Source organism: Microbacterium phyllosphaerae, assembly GCF_017876435.1.
GTDB lineage: Bacteria > Actinomycetota > Actinomycetes > Actinomycetales > Microbacteriaceae > Microbacterium > Microbacterium phyllosphaerae.
Genome location: NZ_JAGIOA010000001.1, coordinates 1,925,753 through 1,942,297 on the forward strand (window position 1 = coordinate 1,925,753; position 16,545 = coordinate 1,942,297).

The following is a 16,545-nucleotide window of genomic DNA, read 5'->3' on the forward strand; positions in this document are numbered from 1 at the left end:
GCGGCGCAGTCAGAGACCGACGAGTCCGTTCAGCGTCTGCAACGCGGCGCGGACGTCGTCCAGAGCGGCCGAGGTGTTCGACCCCGCAGTGAGTGCTGAGCGGAGGTCTGTGAGTTTCTGGGAGTATGCGAACAGGCCGTCGTTCCACGGAGAGTTGATCGACGACGGGGGAGGCGTGTCGGCGATCCGCTGAGCATCCTCCTGCAACGTGTCGACGATCGAGACCGCATCCTGCCCGCTGGAGCCGGCGATGATGTCGAGTCCCTGTGCAGCGTCCTGCAGGCGTGGACCCACCTGGTTCCGGAATGCCGCGACGCTCGGGTCCGCCACCGGAGGTGCCTCCGTCTGCACGGGAGGATCGGGTGTGGCCGTCGGGGTCGGCGCGGCTGTGGGAGTCGGCGACGCGGTCGGGGTCGCGGAGGGCGAGGGCGTTGCGGTCGTGCCGGGCTCCGGTGCGTCACCCCGGGGGAGGAACAGGAACAAGAGCACACCGACGATCACGAGCGCGGCCACGATCAGGCCGACGATCAGCCAGATGCGCCCCTTGTTGCTCGGCTTGGGAGGAAGCGGTGCCCAGCGGAGCTCGGGCTGCTGCTCGTCGGTCATCGTGTCATGCCTCCAGGGGTGCCATCGGCTGCCAGGAGCGGTCGCGGCCGATCCGGCCGCCCTCCTTGAGTCCGCGGAACAGGTTGCTGGTGCCGCGTACGGTGCGCTCGACGAAGAAGAGTCGGATGATCTCCTTCGCGAACGTCATCGCGGTGCCCAGGCCGAACAGAACCGGGTTGTAGTTGTCGTGCACTCGGTAGTACTGCTTGATGTAGGCCCGATTGCGCATGATGTAGAATCGGTAGGCGTTGCTCGAGGCGTTCATGTGGCGGATGCCCATGTCCCACTGCTTGATCTCGCGCGTGCGGCGAAGCACGAACTCATCCACGATGACCGCTGTGGTCTTTCGTGAGGCCAGCCAGCCGTACATCTGGTCATCCCAGTAGATGAAGAACCGGGGGTCGGGCAGTCCGATCTGCGTCACGATCGAGCGGTGGATGAACATGCCCTCGAAGCATCCGCTGTTCATCTCCTTGTAGCCCGACGAGTCGAAACCGGACGGCGCGAAGGGGATGGGGATTCCCATGCGCTCGGCGATCCTGTACTGCCAGTAGAACTCGCTGCCGTCGTAGTCGTACCGGCGTCCCTGGATGCTCTTGAAGCGGGGCGCCCACTTGCCCATCTTGGCGAGACCGTCGGGGACGACCTCGACGTCGTCGTCCATCATCCAGATCCACTCGGAGCCGAGCTCGTACGCGGTGCGCATCCCCTCGCTGAAACCTCCGGAGCCTCCTGTGTTCGTCTCGAGTCGTCGGTAGACGAGGTCGGTGCCCAGACGCGGGCGGAACGATTCGACGACCTCGGTGGTGTCGTCGGCCGACGCGTTGTCGATGACGACGACGTGCCCCGGCTTCGGTGACATCGAGCTGATGCTCTCGAGCAGGCCCGTCAACAGGTGCGACCTGTTGTAGGTCACGATGACGATGCTCGCCGATGCCGGATCGAATGCAGCGGGCGCCGCGCTCATGCCTTCTCCTCGAAGATCTTCTGCCAGGAAGCGGGGGCCGTCAGCTCGGGGAGCGCCTCACGGTACTGCCGCTGGAGTTCGGGCCAGCGTCGTCTCAGCTGTGCGTGCAGGCGGATCGTGTCGCGGAGCATCCGGCGGTACTTGCCACGGTCGCGGGTGTAGACGTTCTTGCCGGAGCCGTCTGCAGCGCTGACGAGTGCACTGTCGAACACCGGGACACGCCACCAGTGCGCATCCTCCTTGCCGAACTCCACCTCGGGCTGCGCGATGTTCGCAGGATCCGGGCTGTGCAGCCAATGGGCGGCGAGTGTGGAGAGGGTGAACCAGCGCAGCTTCAGGCCCTTGGGGCTGTCGTAATCGTTCTTCGAGAGGCGCTTGTACACCTGGCGCCCGTGGCGAGCGTGAAGCACGGTCGACGGGTCGCGGTGGACGATGGTCTCCGGGTACTCGGCCGCGAGAGCCCTCGCGGCCGGCATCGACGTGGCGAGGTTCTTCCGCATGTGGCCGGGGCCCGACAGCACGTCCTTCAATGCCTGCGCGCGCAGGGCGACGGGGTAGTACTGCATCATCATCAGGTGCTTGAGGTCGACTCGGCGACTGTGTGTCAGCAGCCGTCCGCCACGAGGGGCGTTCGAGTGCAGCAGACCGGCGACGATGCGGTTGCGGGCATGGAAGTACGCCTGCCAGTCGATCGTGTCGTCCTTGTTGACCCACGAGACGTGCCACAGCGCGACGCCCGGCATCGACACCGTGGGGAAGCCCGCCTCACCGGCGCGCAGGCAGAACTCCGCGTCGTCCCACTTGATGAACGCGGGCAGCGACAGGCCCACCTCGCGGATCGCGTCGAGCGGGATCAGGCACATCCACCACCCGTTGTAGTCGGAGTCCATCCGCATGTGCAGCAGCGGCGACTGGCGCAGGTTGGCGACACCGAAGTCGTGCGGCATCTTCTCCTGATACAGGTTGCGCCACATGAACGGGTGCTCGTCGACCACCTCGGCCCAGCCGTGCAGCTTGGGGCGGTCGAGAAGGTCGAACATGTGCCCACCCACGAGCACAGGGGTGGTCGCGTACTGGCCGAAGACGATCGACCGGCGCAGGGACTCGGGCTCGAGACGGACGTCGTCGTCGAGCAGCTGCACGAAGTCGCTCTCGGGGCGCTGCAGGGTCTCGTGCATCGCCCGGGCGAAGCCGCCGGAGCCGCCGAGGTTGGCCTGGCGGATCACCTGCAGGGTCTCACCCAGCTGCTCGGAGACCTCCGTGAAGCCGACCTGGTCGGCGACCAGCTGCGTGCCCTGGTCGACCAGGAAGATCCGATCGACGAACTCCAGCGCGTCGGGGGAGGAGGCGAGAGCGCGGAGCGTCTCGACGCAGTAGTCCGGCTTGTTGTACGTGGTGATGCCGAGGGATGCCTTGCCCAGGCGAGCAGGCTCCTGCTCTGTGGTCCACTCGGCCCCTTCGAGGACCGCGTGCTTCTCGTCGGCGACGATGTCGAACCAGATCCAACCGCCGTCGCTGTACTGGGTCAGGTCGAGGTCGAACGACGTGGATGCCTCGCCTGTCACCTCCTGGGTCGCGACGCGTTGGCGTATGCCGCTGCCGTTCGAACGGTAGACCAGCACGGTCGCCGGCCCTGTCGTCCGAACCGTCAGCCGCACCTGGCGGACACTCGTCCAGTGCTGCCAGTATGAGGCGGGGAAGGCGTTGAAGTACGTGCCGAGCGAGACCCGTCGACCCGCGACGATGCGTGCACGGTGTCGCCCGAGGATGTTGCCCAGGTGAGCGCGGTTGGAGACCCGGACCGGTTCTTCTTCGATGACCGACCACGTCTCGGGGTCTGCATACAGCGGCAGGAGGTCGGGGTCGCGGTCAAGGGGGAAGACGACGTTCTGCAGGATGTGGACCAAGGGTTCATTCTCCGATTGTTCGCGCAATGCGCACCGTTCACCGGCCGCGGCGCTGGACGAGCAGTGAGTAGCTTACTTGGCGCGGCTTGGCATCTGCGGAGAGCGCGCCGCCTCGGTCCGCGCCGAGCTCAGCGTTCCGGCCGCAACGTCGGGATCGCACCGGTGTGCGCGGCGTCCATGCTCTCGCGCCACGACCTCGTCTGCCCCGCGCGCAAAGCGCACAGCACGAGCATGAACCAGCCGGCGCCGACGATCGTGAAGCTCTCGAACATCGACTCCACGGCGAGCGTCACCAGCATGAGCGGGGTCCATGCGTAGACGACGGAACGCCGCACACTCGCGACGAGCCAGGACCGCACGGTGGCGATGCCCCCGAACAGGAGAAAGAGCACGAGGCCTGCCGTGCCGAGCTGCAGCAGCACGTCGAAGTACGCGTTGAGCGCGCTCTGATGGTGATCCTCGAGCAGGAAGTTGATGTAGGTGAACGGGTATTCGCCTCGAGCCCAGGAACCGAACCAGCCCCAGCCCTCGATCGGCTTGAGTGCGACGAAGTCGAGGATGGTGTTCCACAGCGTCGCTCTGATCGAGAAGTCCGAGCCCGCATCGAGCAGCGCGATGATCACATGGCGCAGGGCGAACGCCGCAGCGAGTGCGAGCGCGACGAGGACGCCGAGCACCCATTGCACGATCGTCCGCCGCTCCGCCGGGGCATGGCGCACGATCGCGAGCGCGGTCGCCACCACGGCGACCCCGGCCGCCAGCACGAGCACGGTCGGGGACGCGGACAGGAAGGCCAGCAGAGTCGCGAGCGCGATCGAGGGCACCGCGATGCGGACGTTCAGCGACTGCGAACGCCACTCGACGACGAAGGTGATCAGGGCGATCACGGTGACGAAGCCGAGCATGTTGCGGCTGCCGAAGATCCCCTGCACCGGGCCGCCGTCTGCGAGCAGGCCCTGGATGCCGAGGAACGTGAACGGGGTGTCGAGCAGGACTCCGGAGAGGATCTCCAGTCCCAGTGACACGACCAGCAGGATCCTCAGCGTGTCGCCGAGCGCGCGGACCGTCTGCAGCGTGTCGCGGATGTGTCCGACCGTGATGGCCAGGAAGGCGAACCCGAAGAGCTCGATCCAGCCGAAGACGGTGTCGGTCTTGTCCGTGGTCCACACGACGCTGACGGCCGCCCAGACGAGGAACGCCAGAAGCGACGACGGGGCGATGCGCAGCAGGGAGAGCTCCTCGCGTCGCACCCACAGGATGCAGGCGCCGAGTGCGCAGAGCGCGGCGATCACCGTCGCGAGGGTCACGGGAGACGCAGCGCGCTCGATCGTGAACGCGGCGAAGACCGCAGTCAGGACGGCGATCGTGTACGCGCGAGCGAACTCTGCAGACCCGAGCAGATCGGTGAGGCGACGAGTCAGCGTCACGGAACCCGCCGAGCTCTCTCGCCGCGCTCGATCACGCGCTCCCGCTCCCCGATGCCGACGAGCGGCACGGCCTTGATCTTGAAGGACAGCAGGACGAGCAGCATCCAGCCCCAGAGCATGATGGGTGTCGACTCCGTGAGGCCCTGCACGAGAAGCACGATCGTGAAGAGGCTGGGCAGCAGGGTGATCGCAGAGTACGAGCGATCGGCCTTGAGATCCCAGCGGGGGCGGTCGATGGCGAAGAACCACGAACGCCAGAGGAGGCTGAGGTACGCGAGCGCCATGATGATGACACCGACGACGCCGAGCTGCAGCAGCACATCGAGCCACATGTTGTGCGCATGGAACACGGTGATGCCGTGATCGGTGATCCACCCGTCGAAAGCGGGATCGAACGGCACCCACGGACTCGAGAACCCGTTTCCGAAGATCGGATGCTGCGACGCACGCTCGAGCACCTTGTCCCAGATCTTGTCGGACCGGCCGGTGAGGTCGGCGCTGCGGCCGAGCAGCGCGAAGAGCGGCTCACGCAGGAGCCACACGAGGGCGCTCACGACCACCGCGCCGCCGATGAACACGACGTAGAGGCGCGTGCGTCCGCCCGGGGTCTTCGCCCGACGCATCAGCAGCGCGACGACGAGCACCACGGCTGCGGCCGCCGCGCACGCGTATGCGGTCGCCGAGCCCGCGCGCAGCAGGAAGTACGCGGCGAGCAGCGTCCACAACGCGAGCGTCGTACGCCAGCGAACGCGAGCGGCGAACAGCACGCCGAACGTGATGATCGCGAAGAGGCAGATGATGGCCAACAGGTTCGAGTTGCCCACGATGCCCTGGATGCGGCCGCCGTCGAGCAGATTGCCGCGCACCCAGTACCAGTGGGCGTTCGCCTCGCCCTCGGGGCGGACGAAGAAGTTCGGCAGGATCGGCGTCTGGACCACCAGGGCCACCCAGAGCTCCATGGCCAGGGAGAGGCCGAGGATCCACTTGAAGGCGGAGGCGAGCGCGCGCACGATCTCGTGCCACGTGAGCACATGCACGATGAAGAGGGCGTTCACGGTCACCGTGGCGAGCAGCACCCAGGTGACGATCGTGGCTCCGGGCCATTGCGACCACGCGATCGAGATCAGCGCGAGCACCGTGTACCCGGTCGCCGCCCAGGGAAGCCGTCGCCAGGCGAAGGCGTTCGGGCGCTTGCGGGCGATCATCGGAATGCCGATCGCAAGGGTGGACAGCAGGAACGCGACGAGGGTGATCGCGGCGCCGATCTCGCCCAGGAGGTTGTATACCGCCGAGTGGGCGAAGGTCGCGAACAGCACGAGGATGATGTACCCGCGCAACAGAAGATGCCCCGTCGACTCGCGCTCGGGCGCTGTGGGCGGGGCGGCCACCGGATGCTTCGTGTAGTGCGCCATCGCGTTCAGGCTACCGCGCGCAGCTCGCACCGCACCTGAGCGCGAGGCGCTCGTCACGACGACTTTCCGCTACCAATACTCTGGACTCATGCTGCTCAGCCTCTCCAATGTGCCCCGCGACTACGCCTGGGGATCGCCGACGCTCCTCGCCGACCTCGAAGGTCGCAGCCCTGCGGGTGGCCCGGAGGCAGAGGTCTGGTTCGGAGATCATCCCGGTGACCCCAGCGATGTGCAGGGCGGCGGGACACTGGATGCCGTCACGGACGGAACCCTTCCGTACCTGCTCAAGCTCCTCGCTGCGGCGTCGCCCCTGTCCATCCAGGTGCACCCCACGATCGAACAGGCCAGGGCTGGCTGGGCTCGGGAATCGTCCCTCGACGCTGACGACCCGACTCGCAACTACCGTGACGACAACCACAAGCCCGAGCTGATCGTCGCGCTGAGCGAGCGGTTCGAGTCGCTCAGCGGACTGCGCCCGGTTCCCGACACCCTGCGCCTGCTGGCTGCGCTCGGCGGCAGCACCGGCGTCACCGAGCTGACGACGCGGCTGACGGCGTCGGGCGACGTCCTCCGCGCGACGATCGGCTGGCTGCTCTCGGGCGAGGCACAGGCCGAGGTCGACGATGTCGTTGCGTCGGTGCGTGCGACTGCGCAGTCGGATGCGGGGGAGTGGGCGACCACGCTGCGTGCCGTCTCCGCGATCGCGGACACGTACCCGGGTGACCCCGGTGTCGTCGTCGCGTTGCTGATGAACCATGTGGTGCTGCGCCGCGGCGAGGCGGTCTTCCTGCGCGCGGGGTTGCTGCACGCCTACATCTCGGGCCTCGGGGTCGAGATCATGGCCGCGAGCGACAACGTCCTTCGCGGCGGGCTCACACCCAAGCGCATCGACGTGCCCGAGCTGCTCTCGATCCTCGACACCACGACGGGTGAGGTGCCGGTGCTGCGACCGTCCACGGCCGGAGCGGTCACGGAGTACGAGGTTCCGGTCACGGACTTCGCGCTGAAGCGTGTCGCTCTGACGGGCGGTCATGTCGACGTCGATGTCAGCGGACCGACGATGGTGCTCGTGACGGCCGGTCACGTCGAGGTCGGCGGGACGACCGGCGACGCGAGGCCCGTGCCTGTGGGCACAGTGGCTTTCGCGACGGCGGACGAGGTGCAGCTCACGCTCTCGGGCGAGGGTGAGGCGTTCGTCGCATCGCCCGGTCCGTCATCCTCGGAGGCCTGACCCCTCGCGGCGTGCGCGACACGCCGTGCGAGCCTCAAGAACCTTCAAGACCTGATTGAGGGTTTACCATCCGCGACTTGACCGATGGGAATGACACGGGTGTAATTAGTTGAGCACGGCCCGCCGAGGGGGCGGAATTTAGGGGTTGGAGAGCGAGATGACGGGTTACCGTTCAGACGTACCGGAGAACTGGTTCGTCGATCCGATCAACCTCGGTGTTCCCGGGGTCCGGAAGGTCGAGGCCGACGACGACAACGCTCTCGCCTGGCAGAGCGACGCGCTGTGCTCCCAGACCGACCCCGAGGCATTCTTCCCCGAGAAGGGCGGATCGACCCGTGATGCCAAGCGCATCTGCACGTCGTGCGATGTGCGCGGCGAGTGCCTCGAATACGCGCTCAACAACGATGAGCGCTTCGGCATCTGGGGCGGCCTCTCGGAACGCGAGCGCCGCAAGCTCAAGCGCCAGGCCAGCTGACCTCGTTCACAGCTTCGCGGCCACGCCGCGAGCGGTGGCCGGTGGAATACCGCACCGCGCATAGGCTGACCAGGTCATGCCAGCCCGAGTTCACGCAATCATCGTCGCGCGCCCCGGTTCTTCCGCCCGCGCTCAGCTGCTCCGCACTCTGGACGCGCTGCGTTCCCAGACCACGCCACCGGCCGTGATCACGCTGGTGATGTGCGGCGACGCCGCGTCGGCTCGTGAGAGCGAGACGGTCGGCGCCGCGGTGGAGGGGATCATCCAGGCGCGGGCGCACACCTCTTTCGCAGATGCGATCGAGCTGGCGCGACCGAGGATCGCGGAGGGCAGCGCCGTCTGGCTGCTGGCCCAGGACACCGCGCCGCATCGGCGGGCCCTCGAGCGGCTCGTGGGCACGCTCGAGCGGTCACCGTCCGCCGCGATCGTCGCCCCGAAGCTCGTGCACACCGACAACGACCGTGAGATCGTCTCGCTCGGTGTGACCATGACCGCCCTCGGGCGCTCGGTCGAGCTGGCGTCGGGGGAACTCGATCAGGGGCAGCACGACGGCGGTGACGATGTGCTCGGGGCAGACATCCGAGGCATGCTGATCCGGGCCGAGGTCCGCGACCCGCTCCGGCCGGATCCGGCATTGGCCGGCGCGGATCAGGGGCTCGATCTGGGAGTCCGGGCGCGGCTCGGCGGCGGTCGCGTCGTCCTCGCGCCGTCTGCTCGGATCGCGGTGTCGCCGGACGGCCCCGCCGCTCTTCCGGCCGGCCGCAGTCGAAGGGCGTTCGTCACCAGGCTCGCCCAGCTGCACCGACGCCTCGCTTACGCTCCCGCGATCGCAGTGCCCCTGCACTGGCTGACTCTGCTGCCGCTCGCGCTCTGGCGATCGGTGACGCATCTGATCGGCAAGCGCCCGGAAGCCGTCGCGCCGGAGTGGGGTGCGGCGGTGACCGCGATGTTCCGCTTCGGTGCCATCGCGCGCTCGCGTCAGAGCATCCGCGCCTTCCGCACGTCGAGCTGGTCGAGCATCTCCCCGCTCAGGGTGAGTCGGCAGGACCTGCACCGGAGGCTCGACGATGGCCACGGCAGTGAGGGAGGCGCCGTCAGCGAGCTGCGGTTCTTCTCGGGCGGCGGAGCCTGGGCGGTGCTCGCAGCCCTCGTCGTGAGTATCGCCACATTCACCACGATCCTCGCCTGGCCGGTGCTCGGAGGCGGCGCGCTGCTTCCGCTGCGCACCACTGTCGCGGCGCTGTGGAGCGACGCCGCGTGGGGGCTCCGTGGTCTCGGTGCAGACGTCATCGGACCCGCTGACCCCTTCGCGGCCGTCATCGCGGTTCTCGGATCCCTGTGGCCCGCTGCGCCGTCGTTCGCGCTGGTGCTGCTGTGGATCCTCGCGCTGCCCCTGGCCGTGCTGGGCGGATGGTTCGCCGCGACGCGTGTGACGGATCGGGCGGGCCTGCGCATCTTCGCGGGGATCGTCTGGGCGCTCGCGCCCACGTTCCTCACCGCCCTGGTGGACGGGCGACCCACCGGGGTGCTCGTGCACCTCCTGCTGCCGTGGCTGTTCCATGCCGCGGTCGTCGCCCATCGTTCCTGGGGCGCTGCCGGAGCGGCATCCCTGCTCTTCGCGGCCGTCACCGCCTGCGCACCCTCGCTCGCTCCCGCGCTCCTGCTCCTGTGGGTCGTGGCGCTCGGCATCACTCTCGCCGGTGCCCGCATCCGCGGAGCCGTCCGTCTGCTCTGGGTGCCGGTGCCCGCCGCGATGCTCTTCGCGCCGCTGGTGCTCTGGCAGCTGACCCACGGCAGCCTCATCGCGGTGCTGGCCGATCCCGGATCCGTCTGGGCGGGCCCCTCCGCGGCGGCGGATGCGGCAGGCAGGCTCGCACTCGCCTCGGGATTCCCCACCGAGGGGATGGCCGGCTGGGCGTCGCTGCTCGGGGCCGAGCTCGCCCCGTGGGCCGGTGTGCTGCTGGCGCCGCTCGCGCTGCTGGCTCTGGTCTCGTCGGTCGCTCCGCGTTGGCGCGCCGGGATCACCCTCCTGGTCGTCGCTCTCTGCGGGCTCGCGACGGCGTTCCTCGCGGTCGGCATCACCGTCTCGTTCGCCGAGGGGGTGCCCGTCGCGATCTGGCCGGGGGCGGGGCTGAGTCTTGCGTGGATCGGAGTGACGGGCGCCGCCCTGGTGACGCTCGACACGGCGCTGACGATGCCGCGGGTCCGCGTGCTCAGCGCCGCGGTCGCCGGCCTGGCGGTCACGGTGTGCGCGGTTCCGGCGCTCGCAGCCTTCCACTACTCCGATGCGTCGGCGCTCCGAGACGGTCCGGTGTCGACTCTGCCCGCGTACGTGGCTGCGCAGGCGGGCGACGACAGGCCCATCGGGACGCTCGTCCTCACGCCGCAGAACGACGGCGGGCTCGCGACCGAAGTCGCCTGGGGTGGCAGCGAGACCCTGGGCGCACAGACCACGATGCTCTCCACGGCGACCGAACTCCAGGGCACCGATCTGACGACGCTGGCGGTCGACCTGCTCTCGGCGCGTGACTTCGACGCGGCGGGCGAGCTGGGAGACGAAGGCATCGCCTATGTGCTGCTCGCCAAGGTGTCGGACGACGAGTCCGATCGAGCTCGGATGCTGCGCACGGAGGCAGTGACGTCACTCGACCAGCGTGCGGGTTTCGTGCAGGCAGGGAAGACCGATCGCGGTGTGCTCTACCGGCTCGAAGCCGAGGCGTCGCCGCGTGCCGATCTCTCGCCCGCGCAGCAGGCGACAGCGCGGCTCGCGATCACTCTCCAGCTCGTGCTGGTCTTCGCCGCCCTGCTGCTGTCGGTCCCGACGCGCGCATCCAGGCGCGCCGCCCGCGCGAAATCGCGCATCGTGGGGCGCGCCGCGGATGAGCCGCTCGTGCTGTCGCGGCATCCGGAGGATCGCGACGACCATGATCATCCGGAAGCGCCATCCGGGGCGGTATCGCCGGCCGTCGAGACGACGGACCGCGCGGCCGACGAGGCGGTGACGGAGGTTCCGGAGGAATCGACGGCTGCCGAGGTCGCGCCGGATGCAGGGCTCGACTCCGAACCCGCCGGCGAGTCCGAATCGACGGGCGAGTCCGAATCGACGGGCGAGTCCGAACCGGCAGGCGAGTCCGAATCGACGGGCGAGTCCGAACCCGTAGGCGAGTCCGAGTCCGTCGGCGATTCCGATCTTCCCGTCGCGTCCGATGACGAAGCGCCGCCGACTGACGGCGCTGAACCTCAGTCGGCCGCGCACGAGGCGGCGGAGCGCGATGCCCCGACGGCGGACGAGAGTGAGCAGTCGACAGCAGATCTTTCCCGCGACGAAGACGAGGAGGAACGACGATGAGCACGAACCGTGCATTCCGAGTCGCCGCCACGGGCGCGCGAGTACTGACCGGGACCGTCGTCGCCGCTGCGTGCGTGGTCGGAGTCGTGGTCGCCATCGCCTCGCCGTGGCCCACCGTCGCTCACGGGCCCGCGCAGGCCCAGGTCACGCCTCTTCCCGGAGACACCGTTCTCGTGTGCAACGGAGACTTCCGGGCGATCGGCCGGAATCCGTCCGCGTCGCTCGAGATGGTGTCGGCCGCGACCCCGAAGCTGACCGTCGACGGGTCGTCCGGACGCCCCGAGTCCGATGCACTCCCGGCGAAGGACCTCGCCGACGGCGGATCCGCGCAACGTCTGGTCGGAGTCGTCGAGGGGAGGGAGGCACCGCGCATCGGTGCGACCGAGTCGGTCGCCCTCGACGAAGACGACCTGTTCGGACTCGCGGCTGCCCCCTGCCGTCCGGCCAGCATCGAGTCGTGGCTCGTCGGTGGCACGGTGGAGACCGGAACCGAAGATCTGATCGTCCTCACGAATCCCGGCGTCGTACCCTCGACGGTGACGCTGGGCCTCTACGGCTCTGTCCGAGCCTCGAGCACGGTCATCGTCCCCGCGCAGTCGCAGGTCGCGCTCCCGCTCACCTCGATCGCCGCGGGGTCGGACTACCCCGTCGTGAAGGTCACGGCGACGGGGTCGCCAGTGAGAGCCGTGCTGCAGTCCTCCCTCACGCGGACGCTCGATCCTGCCGGCGTCGACCTGCAGGACGCCGTGGCGGCACCCCAGAGACATCCCGTGCTGCCCGGCATCCGGGTTTTCGAGAACGACGGGGACAATTCCGACATGGCCGTCGTCCGATTGTTCTCTCCGGGCGCCGACGCGCAAGCCGTCGTCACACTCAGCGAGGTCGGGTCGTCTGCGACGGCCGCAGAACTGACGGTGCCGCTCGCCGCCGATGAGCCCACCGAGCTGTCGCTCTCGACGCTGCCGCCGGGGGAGTACACGGCGCGCATCGAGTCAGACGCACCCGTGCTGTCGGCGGTCCGACAACAGGACGGTGAAGGTCCCGAGACCGATTTCGCCTGGGTGCTGCCCGCACCCGACGTGGAGGACGAGGTCTACGTCGCGGTTCCTGCGGGTCCTGTTCCCCGACTCGTGCTCGTGAACAGCGAGGAGTCCGACGCCTCCGTGAAGGTGCAGCCCGTCGGCGGAGGAGATCCCATCGAGGTCACGGTGCCGGCCGGTTCTTCGACGAAGGTCACGGTGAAATCCCGCACGGTCTACTCGATGACGACGTCCGGGCCGATCCATGCATCGTTGACGATGACGGCGGCGGGTGCCCTCGCCGTCTGGCCGGTATGGCCCGCGGTCGGAGCCCAGCAGAGCATCACCGTCTATCCCTGACGAGATCATACGGCCGCTGCGGGCTCGACCTCAGTGGTCGTGCCCGCCGAGGTCCCAGGGCTCACGACCGACGTACTCTGCTGCGGCTCGGAAGACCGCGCTCTCGATCGCCATCCGCCGGTGGGAACCGTCGTCGTGACCGGGCGGGAGCAACCGCTCGATCGGCAGGCGGAAGAGCACGATCCGCTGCTTCTCATGGTCGAGATGCCAGCGGGGCACCTCGTCGGTCGCCTCGAACGCGGGCATCGCCCCGATCTCGAATCGCACGTCCTGCAGCTCCGGCCAGGTGCCGCGGAGGAACTCCACAGCTGTGCCGACGGTGAGGTCGAACCGATCGATGCGACCGTCGAGCGGTGCCAGCGGAGGGCGAACGACCTCGCTGCGTCCGAGACGCCCGTGTCGTCCGTGCCTGGCTCCGCGACGTGGCGCGGCGGAGGTGCGGGGGCGACGGGGCATAGCGAAAGTCTAGGCCGAGTCTGCGCGGTCGGGCGGCGCGGCATCCGCTCGTCTTCCGAACGGGGCGTAGCCTGACGGGGATGGACGGAAGACTCTGCTCGAAGGTCGGCTGCGCGCGAGAAGCCGTGGCGACGCTCACCTATGACTACGGCGACCAGATGGCGGCGCTGGGGCCGCTCGGCATCGCCAACCACCCGCACGCACACGATCTGTGCGCGGCGCACGCGGACCGGCTCTCGGTACCCGCCGGCTGGCTGGTCGTGCGGCACGAGGCGCTGCGCGCCTGATCTGACCGGAACAGCGGCGCGGACACGCCGCTCTTCGCCCCGGACGGTTCGCGCTTCCGGGCTACGCTGACCGCGGATGCGCCAGGGCGGCGCCGCCGGAGAGGCAGCCGTGATCGTCTGGCGACGCTGGATCTTCCCCCTTCTGCTCGTGCTCGTGTTCGGAGCGTGTGCAGCGGCTCTCGTGAAGATCGCGTTCTTCCCCGATCGCACCGAGGCAGTCGTCAGCCCGGAGGCGTCGATCACGGATCCGATCGTCGCGGTCGAGCGAGGCTCCGTCGTGAACGCCCTCTCGCTCAGCGGCAATGTCGCCCGAGACGATGTGTTCCCCGTGCGCACGGAGATCAACGGCACCGTGCTCGCCGTGCATGTGGCGGAGGGCGCGACCGTCACCGCGGGACAGAAGCTGTTCACGATCAGACAGGACGAGCCGAGGAAGGACATCGAAGTCGTCGCGCCCGAAGCCGGCGACGTCTCGGAGATCGCCCTCGTGAAGGGGCAGATGACCTCGGCAGGGACGGAGACCTACACGCTGACCCCGGCGCGCTATCACCTGCTCGCGACGGTGGAGCCCGTGCAGCTGTATCGACTGGTGAACGCACCCGCAGAAGCATCCGTGAGCATCGCCGGAGGACCCGCGCCGTTCTCCTGCACCGGTGTGCGGGTGCAGGTGAGCGCGGAGGGCACGGCGAGCGTGCGCTGCGCCGTCCCTGCCGATCAGGTCGTGTTCGCCGGTCTGCCGGCGACCATCGACCTAGCGCTCGGGCAGGTCGACGACGCGCTGGTCGTGCCGGTCACGGCTGTTCAGGGTGGCGCGGGCACCGGAAACGTCTGGGTGGATGCCGGTGACGGCGCCGATCCCGAAGAGAGAGCGGTGACGCTCGGGGTGAACGACGGTGCCATGGTCGAGGTCGTCTCCGGACTCGAAGAGGGCGAGTCGATCAGACAGTTTGTGCCCGGCTTCGTCGCTCCGGTCGAGGAGGTCTGCTACGAGATCGAACCCGGTGTCGAGCAGTGCGACAGCGGGTCCAGCTGGTGACCCTCGTCGCACTGACGGACGTCACGAAGAGCGTGCGTCTGCCGAACGACTCCCAGTTGGAGATCCTGCGGGGGATCACGCTGGAAGTGAGCTCCGGCGACCACGTCTCGATCGTCGGCAGATCGGGGTCGGGTAAATCGACGCTGCTCAACATCCTCGGAATGCTCGACGCACCCACAAGCGGTTCCGTCGCGTTCGAGGGGCGCGAGGTGCGGCGGATGCGATCGGGGCGGCTCGACCGCCTGCGAGGAGACAACGTCGGTTTCGTGTTCCAGCAGTTCAACCTGCTGCCCGGACGCACCGCGCTCGACAACGTCATGATGCCGCTCGGGCACGCCAGGGGTCGTCTTTTTTGGAACCGGCGCCGGATCGCGGCCGACATGCTCGAGCGCGTCGGACTAGGCCATCGGATCGAGCAGATCGCCGATCGGCTCTCCGGTGGCGAGCAGCAGCGGGTCGCGATCGCCAGAGCGCTCGTGCGCAGCCCCGTGCTGATCCTCGCCGATGAGCCGACCGGTGCCCTCGACATCGACACCGGAGCGTCCGTGATGTCCCTCCTGGATGAGGTCGCCACCGAGACTTCGGCGGCACTGGTGACCATCACCCATGATCTGCACGTCGCGGCTCGCGCCCGTCGCCACTACCGGCTCGACGGTGGAATCCTCGAGACCGCCGACCTCAGTCGTGCTTTCGAAGCCTCGACTCTCGCGGCGGCTGTCCCGTCCGCTTCGGCTGTCCCGTCCGGATCCGCTCCCGCTGTCGCCGCGGCGCCGCTGACCCGTCGGGGGGCCGCGTCGTGACCGGTATCCTCGGCGCTCTCGCGGACGCCTGGGCCGAGATCCGCGTGCACAAGCTGCGCGTGCTGCTCAGCCTGATCGGGATCGCCGTGTCGGTGGCGGCGCTCACCGGTGTGGTCGCACTCTCGGAGTATCAGCGTCAGTTCCAGACGGAGCAGTCCGACCGATTCGGTGGACGCGCAGCGACCCTGGTCGTCGGCATCACCGCCGAGGACGGGACGCCGGTCGACCCCGATGCCTTCGACGAGCGGTTCACCCGGGCCGCCGAACGGTTCGGGTTCAGCCATACGGCCAGGATCGCGCAGGGCATGGTGGTGCCCGTGCAGCTTCCTGACGGCATCGTCGACGTCAACTCCCGACTGATCGATCCGCTCTACTCCCAGATCCACCGGGAGCAGCTACTCGAAGGCAGATGGCTGCGGGACGACGACGTAGAGGCGCTGTCGCCACCCGTCGTGATCACGGAGGCGCTGTGGGATCGCATCGGACGGGTGCCGCTTCCGCAGCATCCGACGCTCACCCTCGCGGGTCCTGCGGGAGGGACGTATCAGGTGGTGGGAGTGGTGCCTCGACAGGGCCTCGGTGACGAAGAGCTTCGCGTCGACATCCTCTACGACGCCTATCGCGCGCGCGTCGACGCACTGCCGGAGGGAGCCTGGCCGCAGTACGAGATCTGGCTCGACACGGCGCAGGTCGATGAGATCGCCCCTGTGCTCGCGATGGATCTGCGCGCGGGGCTCCCGGAAGGTCAGATCGTCTCGGTCAGCCGCTCCGACTGGGCGGCGCAGCCCGGTGCCCTGGACGCACAGGCGACCTTCGAGATGGTGACGGGCGGGATCGCCGCGGTGATCCTCGCGCTCGGTGCGCTGAGTCTCATCAACATCCAGTTGGTCGCGATGCGGCAGCGTGTGCGGGAGATCGGAGTGCGCCGCGCATTCGGGGCGACCTCGGGGCGGGTGTTCTTCTCGGTTCTGCTCGAGAGCCTCGTCGCCACGACCGTCGCAGGGCTCGTCGGCATCGCGATCGTCGTGGCGGTGCTGCGCTCGGAATGGGTCGTGACCTCGTTGTTCTACGGGATCCAGGACATCCCGCCGTTCCCCATGCGCGCCGCTTTCGTCGGCCTCGCGGCCTCGATCGTGGTGGGCGCCGTCGCCGGTTTCATCCCCGCTCTCGTCGCGCTGCGGGTGAAGGTGATCGACGCGATCCGGTTCTGACG

14 protein-coding genes are annotated in these 16,545 nt (G+C 68.7%); 8 read left to right on the plus strand and 6 right to left on the minus strand.

Features of this window, described 5'->3' with window-relative positions; genetic code table 11:
• Positions 1 to 9: 9 nt before the first annotated feature.
• The 5 genes from JOF42_RS08920 to JOF42_RS08940 form a co-directional block, all read right to left on the minus strand.
• Entirely contained in the window at positions 10 to 606 is a 597-nt protein-coding gene (locus JOF42_RS08920) for a hypothetical protein (protein WP_210097537.1), read from the minus strand.
• A 4-nt stretch (positions 607 to 610) separates the two neighbouring features.
• Positions 611 to 1,573: a glycosyltransferase family 2 protein gene (locus tag JOF42_RS08925; RefSeq protein WP_210097538.1), complete on the minus strand. Its 963-nt coding sequence runs from the start codon at positions 1,571 to 1,573 to the stop codon at positions 611 to 613.
• Positions 1,570 to 3,480 carry a glycosyltransferase gene (locus tag JOF42_RS08930; RefSeq protein WP_210097539.1) on the minus strand — a complete coding sequence of 637 codons (1,911 nt, stop codon included), beginning with the start codon at positions 3,478 to 3,480 and terminating at the stop codon, positions 1,570 to 1,572. Before JOF42_RS08930 ends, JOF42_RS08925 begins: the two co-directional genes overlap by 4 nt.
• 128 nt (positions 3,481 to 3,608) lie before the next feature.
• Positions 3,609 to 4,907, minus strand: a complete 1,299-nt coding sequence (locus JOF42_RS08935; protein ID WP_210097540.1) for an O-antigen ligase family protein — start codon at positions 4,905 to 4,907, stop codon at positions 3,609 to 3,611.
• A complete protein-coding gene (locus JOF42_RS08940) occupies positions 4,904 to 6,319 on the minus strand; it encodes an O-antigen ligase family protein (protein WP_210097541.1) in 1,416 nt (471 codons plus the stop codon). The genes JOF42_RS08935 and JOF42_RS08940 overlap by 4 nt, the downstream gene beginning before the upstream one ends.
• Positions 6,320 to 6,407: 88 nt before the next feature.
• Here JOF42_RS08940 and manA point away from each other — a divergent pair, with 88 nt between their 5' ends.
• The 4 genes from manA (at position 6,408) to JOF42_RS08960 (ending at position 12,753) form a co-directional block, all read left to right on the plus strand.
• Entirely contained in the window at positions 6,408 to 7,550 is a 1,143-nt protein-coding gene (gene manA / locus JOF42_RS08945; RefSeq protein WP_210097542.1) for a mannose-6-phosphate isomerase, class I, read from the plus strand.
• A gap of 157 nt (positions 7,551 to 7,707) precedes the next feature.
• On the plus strand, positions 7,708 to 8,025 hold the full coding sequence (locus tag JOF42_RS08950; RefSeq protein ID WP_210097543.1) for a WhiB family transcriptional regulator: 318 nt from the start codon (positions 7,708 to 7,710) through the stop codon (positions 8,023 to 8,025).
• Positions 8,026 to 8,101: 76 nt separating this feature from the next.
• On the plus strand, positions 8,102 to 11,374 hold the full coding sequence (locus tag JOF42_RS08955; protein ID WP_210097544.1) for a glycosyltransferase: 3,273 nt from the start codon (positions 8,102 to 8,104) through the stop codon (positions 11,372 to 11,374).
• On the plus strand, positions 11,371 to 12,753 hold the full coding sequence (locus JOF42_RS08960) for a DUF5719 family protein (RefSeq protein ID WP_210097545.1): 1,383 nt from the start codon (positions 11,371 to 11,373) through the stop codon (positions 12,751 to 12,753). The genes JOF42_RS08955 and JOF42_RS08960 overlap by 4 nt, the downstream gene beginning before the upstream one ends.
• 30 nt (positions 12,754 to 12,783) lie before the next feature.
• On the opposite strand, the gene JOF42_RS08965 is transcribed toward JOF42_RS08960, so the two are convergent.
• Positions 12,784 to 13,209, minus strand: coding sequence for a metallopeptidase family protein (locus tag JOF42_RS08965; RefSeq protein WP_245340764.1), 426 nt, complete (start codon positions 13,207 to 13,209; stop codon positions 12,784 to 12,786).
• Positions 13,210 to 13,289: 80 nt separating this feature from the next.
• On the opposite strand from JOF42_RS08965, the gene JOF42_RS08970 reads away from it, so the two are divergent.
• The 4 genes from JOF42_RS08970 (at position 13,290) to JOF42_RS08985 (ending at position 16,543) form a co-directional block, all read left to right on the plus strand.
• A complete protein-coding gene (locus JOF42_RS08970) occupies positions 13,290 to 13,496 on the plus strand; it encodes a DUF3499 family protein (RefSeq protein WP_210097546.1) in 207 nt (68 codons plus the stop codon).
• A 76-nt stretch (positions 13,497 to 13,572) separates the two neighbouring features.
• Positions 13,573 to 14,532: an efflux RND transporter periplasmic adaptor subunit gene (locus JOF42_RS08975; RefSeq protein WP_245340765.1), complete on the plus strand. Its 960-nt coding sequence runs from the start codon at positions 13,573 to 13,575 to the stop codon at positions 14,530 to 14,532.
• Entirely contained in the window at positions 14,529 to 15,332 is an 804-nt protein-coding gene (locus JOF42_RS08980; RefSeq protein ID WP_307803573.1) for an ABC transporter ATP-binding protein, read from the plus strand. The genes JOF42_RS08975 and JOF42_RS08980 overlap by 4 nt, the downstream gene beginning before the upstream one ends.
• A complete protein-coding gene (locus JOF42_RS08985) occupies positions 15,329 to 16,543 on the plus strand; it encodes an ABC transporter permease (RefSeq protein ID WP_210097548.1) in 1,215 nt (404 codons plus the stop codon). The genes JOF42_RS08980 and JOF42_RS08985 overlap by 4 nt, the downstream gene beginning before the upstream one ends.
• The last annotated feature ends 2 nt before the right edge of the window (positions 16,544 to 16,545 follow it).

Coding starts and splice junctions, on each gene's coding strand:
- JOF42_RS08920 (WP_210097537.1), bottom strand. CDS start 606: ATGACCGACGAGCAGCAGCCCGAGCTCCGCTGGGCACCGCTTCCTCCC.
- JOF42_RS08925 (WP_210097538.1), bottom strand. CDS start 1,573: ATGAGCGCGGCGCCCGCTGCATTCGATCCGGCATCGGCGAGCATCGTC.
- JOF42_RS08940 (WP_210097541.1), bottom strand. CDS start 6,319: ATGGCGCACTACACGAAGCATCCGGTGGCCGCCCCGCCCACAGCGCCC.
- manA (WP_210097542.1), top strand. CDS start 6,408: ATGCTGCTCAGCCTCTCCAATGTGCCCCGCGACTACGCCTGGGGATCG.
- JOF42_RS08950 (WP_210097543.1), top strand. CDS start 7,708: ATGACGGGTTACCGTTCAGACGTACCGGAGAACTGGTTCGTCGATCCG.
- JOF42_RS08955 (WP_210097544.1), top strand. CDS start 8,102: ATGCCAGCCCGAGTTCACGCAATCATCGTCGCGCGCCCCGGTTCTTCC.
- JOF42_RS08960 (WP_210097545.1), top strand. CDS start 11,371: ATGAGCACGAACCGTGCATTCCGAGTCGCCGCCACGGGCGCGCGAGTA.
- JOF42_RS08965 (WP_245340764.1), bottom strand. CDS start 13,209: ATGCCCCGTCGCCCCCGCACCTCCGCCGCGCCACGTCGCGGAGCCAGG.
- JOF42_RS08970 (WP_210097546.1), top strand. CDS start 13,290: ATGGACGGAAGACTCTGCTCGAAGGTCGGCTGCGCGCGAGAAGCCGTG.
- JOF42_RS08975 (WP_245340765.1), top strand. CDS start 13,573: ATGCGCCAGGGCGGCGCCGCCGGAGAGGCAGCCGTGATCGTCTGGCGA.